Origin of the sequence: Flavobacterium sp., assembly GCF_003525665.1 — a bacterium.
In the GTDB taxonomy this organism is placed as follows: Bacteria; Bacteroidota; Bacteroidia; order Flavobacteriales; family Flavobacteriaceae; genus Flavobacterium.
On record NZ_DQDX01000135.1, the window covers coordinates 1 to 4,592 of the forward strand.

A 4,592-nucleotide genomic window follows, 5' to 3' on the forward strand; every position below is an offset into this window, starting at 1 on the left:
TCTTAATACAACTGCATGTGTACCTATTTATAGAGATTTTTTAATATTAAAAGAGAAAAATAAAACAGTTGGAATAATAAACATTTGTATAGACTGTCAGATGCATAATATAAAAACCAAAAACAATAATTTTGGTGGAGGTATTGAAGGTTCTGAATTAGAGACTTTGTTAAAAAAATATCAAACCCAATAAATTTCGTATATCAAACAATCGATAAAAAAAACATAAACATAAATGTAAAAAGTAAGAATCATTTACTTTTACAAAAAATTAAATTTTACTATGAAAGGTGTATTACTTGTAAATTTAGGTTCTCCAGAAAGTCCAACAGCCAAAGACGTTAAACCGTATTTAGACGAATTTTTAATGGATAAATACGTAATTGACGTTCCGTTTTTATTGCGTGCATTATTAGTTCGTGGAATTATTTTACAAACGCGACCAAAAAAATCGGCAGAAGCTTATGCTCGAATTTGGACTGACGAAGGTTCGCCTTTAATTGTGCTTTCTAAAAAAATGCATGAAAAAGTTCAGAAATTAGTAGATATTCCTGTGGCTTTAGCAATGCGTTATGGAACAATGACCATCAAAAAAGGATTGCAAGAACTAAAAGACAAAGGTGTAACCGAAGTAATGTTGATGCCGTTATATCCGCAACATGCTATGGCTTCTACAACTACAATTGTGGTTTTGGCAGAAGAATTGCGTCAGAAGTTTTTTCCAGAAATGACTTTTACCAATGTTCCAGCTTTTTATAACAAACCCGATTATATTCAGGCTTTAGCCAACTCGATGAAAAAACATTTGGAAGGATTTGATTACGATCACTTATTGTTTTCGTATCACGGAATTCCGAAACGTCATATTCGTAAAACCGATGTTACTAAATCGCATTGTAAAATGGACAGAACGTGTTGCAACACGCCATCGCCAGCACACGAATTTTGCTACAGTCATCAATGTTATGAAACTACAAAACAAGTAGTAAAATTATTAGGAATTCCAGAAGGAAAATACAGTCAAACATTCCAATCTCGATTAGCAGGTGACAAATGGTTAACGCCTTACACCGATGTTGAAATCAACAAAATGCCTGAGAAAGGAATTAAGAAATTAGCCGTTGTAACTCCAGCTTTCGTTTCTGATTGTTTAGAAACATTAGAAGAAATTGCAATGGAAGCCAACGAACAATTTTTACATCATGGTGGCGAAGAATTTATGGCGGTTCCATGTATGAATGATGACGATGAATGGTGTGGTGTTGTAGCGAATTGGATTGAAGATTTTAAAAATAAATAATTTAGTTTGCAGTCTCAGTCACAGTATACAGATGCGACTGAGAACTGAAAACTAAGAACTGAAATATGGAACTCTACAACTACATAAAATCACTACACCTAATATTTGTAATTACTTGGTTTGCAGGTTTGTTTTACATTGTTAGGTTGTTTGTGTATCAAATTGAAGCCAACCAAAAACCTTCACCCGAACGAGAAATTTTGCTTACGCAATATAAGATAATGACTTATCGTCTGTGGTTTATTATTACTTGGCCAAGTGCGGTTTTAGCAACATTATTTGCGGCTTGGTTATTGTTTCTGATGCCGGCTTGGTTGCAAATGCCTTGGATGCACGTGAAACTCGGATTTGTTTTGGCGCTGTTTTTGTATCATTTAAAATGCCATCAAATTTATAAGCAATTGCAAAACGACAATTTCAAGTATTCTTCTAATTTTATGCGACTTTGGAATGAAGGTGCCACAATTATTTTATTTGCAGTTGTTTTTTTAGTAATTTTAAAAAATGCTTTCAACTGGATTTATGGTGTAATCGGAATCTTTGTGTTTTCGATTTTAATCATGTTGGGATTTAAATTTTATAAAAGAATAAGAGAAAAGAAATAGTTTTCAGTCGCAGTCGCAGTAATCAGTTGCGACTGAAAACTGAGACTGAGACTGAATACTATGTTTAAAAACTTCAAAATGTCTATGCTTTCACTCCGAATTAGGATTTTCCTATCGATGATCGTATTGATATTAATTGCTTCGATTTTAATGGCTTCTATTTCGTTAATTCAGTTTAAAAACGAAGCCAAAAACTACCATCAAGAACGACTGGAACGAAAAGAAGATGCTGTAAAAGAACACATCAACTACATCTTATCGAATACTACTTATCCGTTAACAGAGAAAAATCTTCCGCTGATTTTTAAAGATAAAATTCACGAATTATCCGATATTCATAAAATTGAAATCAATATTTATAGTTTAAGCGGAATTCTTTTAAAATCGTCAAAAGCTACTTTTTCTGTCGATACTATTTCGCCTCCGGTTCCAAAATACATCATCAAATTAGTGCAATCGTCTATCGAAAAAAGATATGTTGACATTAAAAGTGTGGACGGAGTTAAAAATCGATCATCTTTCAGTCAAATAAAAGACGACAAATTCAAACCACTCGGAATTTTAAATTTGCCGTACATTGAAGACGACAGTTTTTACGAAAATGAGATTCAAGAATTCTTAATTCGATTGAGTCAGGTGTACTTTTTTATGTTGATAATTGCCTTTGCTTTGGCGTATTTTCTATCGTCTTACATCACGCAAACACTTAAAACTATTTCCGATAAAATTAATGAAACCAGTTTGAATCAAAAAAACGAAAAAATTCTAATTGAAGCCAACAGCAAAGAAATCAACTCATTGATAAAAGCCTACAATGCCATGGTCGATAAACTGGAAGAAAGTGCAACCATGTTGGCGCAAAGCGAACGCGAACAAGCTTGGCGCGAAATGGCGAAACAAGTTGCGCACGAAATTAAAAATCCGCTTACTCCAATGCGATTGACGGTGCAAAGTTTTGAGCGAAAATTCAATCCCGAAGATCCAGATTTGAAGCAAAAACTGAACGATTATACCAAAACTTTAATTCAGCAAATAGATACCATGACTTCGGTTGCATCGGCGTTTTCTAATTTTGCCTCCATGCCAGCGCAACAAAATGAAACTTTAAATGTGGTTGAAGTGGTAGAGTTTTCATTAGATATTTTCAACGAAGAATACATTCAGTTCAATAGTGACGAACAAGAAATCATCACCATCATGGATCGAACGCAATTGATTCGAATTATTACCAATTTGGTGAAAAACGCCATTCAGGCAATTCCAGAAAATCAACTTGAAAAGTCCATTTTAGTTGAAGTAAAACAAGTTGAAAATAACGTAAACATCACTGTAAAAGATAACGGAATTGGAATCGAACAGGAAAATATCGAACGCATATTCGAACCAAAATTCACCACCAAAAATAGCGGAATGGGTTTAGGCTTAGGAATTATCAAAAACATCATTGAAAATTACAAAGGAACTATTACATTTGAAACCGAATTTGGAACCGGAACAACATTTACAGTTTCTCTTCCTAAAATTGAAAAATAATAATAATTAGAAGCGAATTCCCGAAGCGTCGGGATTGGGCATTTTAGCAATCCTTTTTCCTGCTTTCATCCCAAAATCCCGATAAAAATCGGGAGTTTTTCCCTCCAATCAGTCCCGAAATTTCGGGCTAAATTGTAAACTTTTGGAAACAAAATCATCATTTCAAAACAAGATTATCAATGAAACAAACCTTTTACAGCAACGGAAAATTACTAATTACAGGAGAATATGTAGTTCTTGATGGTGCAAAAGCATTGGCATTACCAACAAAATTTGGTCAGAATTTAATCATCGAAGAAACAAATGGCGAACAAATTGAATGGACAAGTTATGATGCAGATGGAAGCATTTGGTTTGAATCCAATATAACATTTGAATCGATTATAAAAAAACACAAGCACGAAGAAAATCAGAACATCAAAGATACCTTGATTGAGATTTTACACGAAGCTTATAATTTGAACCCCGATTTTATTCCCAAATCCAAAGGATATAAAATCACAACCGAGTTAACGTTTCCAAAATTTTGGGGATTGGGAACTTCATCAACCTTAATAAACAATATTGCAGATTGGCTGAACATTAATGCTTACGATTTACTGAGAAAAAGTTTTGGCGGAAGTGGTTATGATTTGGCCTGCGCACAGAACAACTCACCTATTTTATACCAATTAGTAAACGATAAACCTGTTGTTGAAACCATTGCATTTGACCCTACTTTTTCAGATAAAATATATTTTGTTTACCTCAACAAAAAACAAAGTAGTAAATCGGCAATTGCTACCTATTTGCAAAATCATGGTGATATTTCTAAAACCATTAAAAAAATTGATGCAATTACTACTACAGTTATCACTGCTACAGAACCAAAAGAGTTTGCCATAGCGATACAAAAACACGAAATAGAAATGAGTTCGATTCTAGAGCAACAAACGGTTAAAGAAGCTCTATTTCACGATTTTGATGGTGTTATTAAAAGTCTTGGAGCTTGGGGTGGCGATTTTGTTCTTACAATTTCTAAAGAAAATCCAACTTCCTATTTCAAAAATAAAGGTTATGGAATTGTAATTCCTTATGAAGATATGATTTTATAGTTTTAAGAATCTATAGAAACAAAAAATCCTGAGCAAGCTGAACATGCCCCAAAAAGTTAG

At 33.4% G+C, this 4,592-nt stretch carries 5 protein-coding genes; all 5 read left to right on the forward strand.

All coding sequences use genetic code 11. The features are described 5' to 3' along the window. Window positions 1–193: hypothetical protein (locus DIU01_RS09585; RefSeq protein ID WP_290833872.1), on the forward strand; the 193-nt coding region annotated here is incomplete at its 5' end. Window positions 194–283: 90 nt separating this feature from the next. Next, window positions 284–1,300 (forward strand): ferrochelatase, encoded by a 1,017-nt coding sequence (gene hemH, locus DIU01_RS09590; RefSeq protein WP_290833874.1) that lies wholly within the window; start codon window positions 284–286, stop codon window positions 1,298–1,300. Window positions 1,301–1,365: 65 nt separating this feature from the next. Next, complete coding sequence (locus tag DIU01_RS09595; RefSeq protein ID WP_290833876.1) at window positions 1,366–1,905, forward strand: CopD family protein; 540 nt, start codon at window positions 1,366–1,368, stop codon at window positions 1,903–1,905. Window positions 1,906–2,022: 117 nt separating this feature from the next. Next, window positions 2,023–3,438, forward strand: coding sequence for an ATP-binding protein (locus DIU01_RS09600; RefSeq protein WP_290833879.1), 1,416 nt, complete (start codon window positions 2,023–2,025; stop codon window positions 3,436–3,438). A 179-nt stretch (window positions 3,439–3,617) separates the two neighbouring features. Continuing rightward, window positions 3,618–4,532, forward strand: coding sequence for a GYDIA family GHMP kinase (locus DIU01_RS09605; RefSeq protein WP_290833878.1), 915 nt, complete (start codon window positions 3,618–3,620; stop codon window positions 4,530–4,532). Window positions 4,533–4,592: the final 60 nt, after the last annotated feature.

Coding starts and splice junctions, on each gene's coding strand:
- DIU01_RS09600 (WP_290833879.1), top strand. CDS start 2,023: ATGATCGTATTGATATTAATTGCTTCGATTTTAATGGCTTCTATTTCG.
- hemH (WP_290833874.1), top strand. CDS start 284: ATGAAAGGTGTATTACTTGTAAATTTAGGTTCTCCAGAAAGTCCAACA.
- DIU01_RS09595 (WP_290833876.1), top strand. CDS start 1,366: ATGGAACTCTACAACTACATAAAATCACTACACCTAATATTTGTAATT.
- DIU01_RS09605 (WP_290833878.1), top strand. CDS start 3,618: ATGAAACAAACCTTTTACAGCAACGGAAAATTACTAATTACAGGAGAA.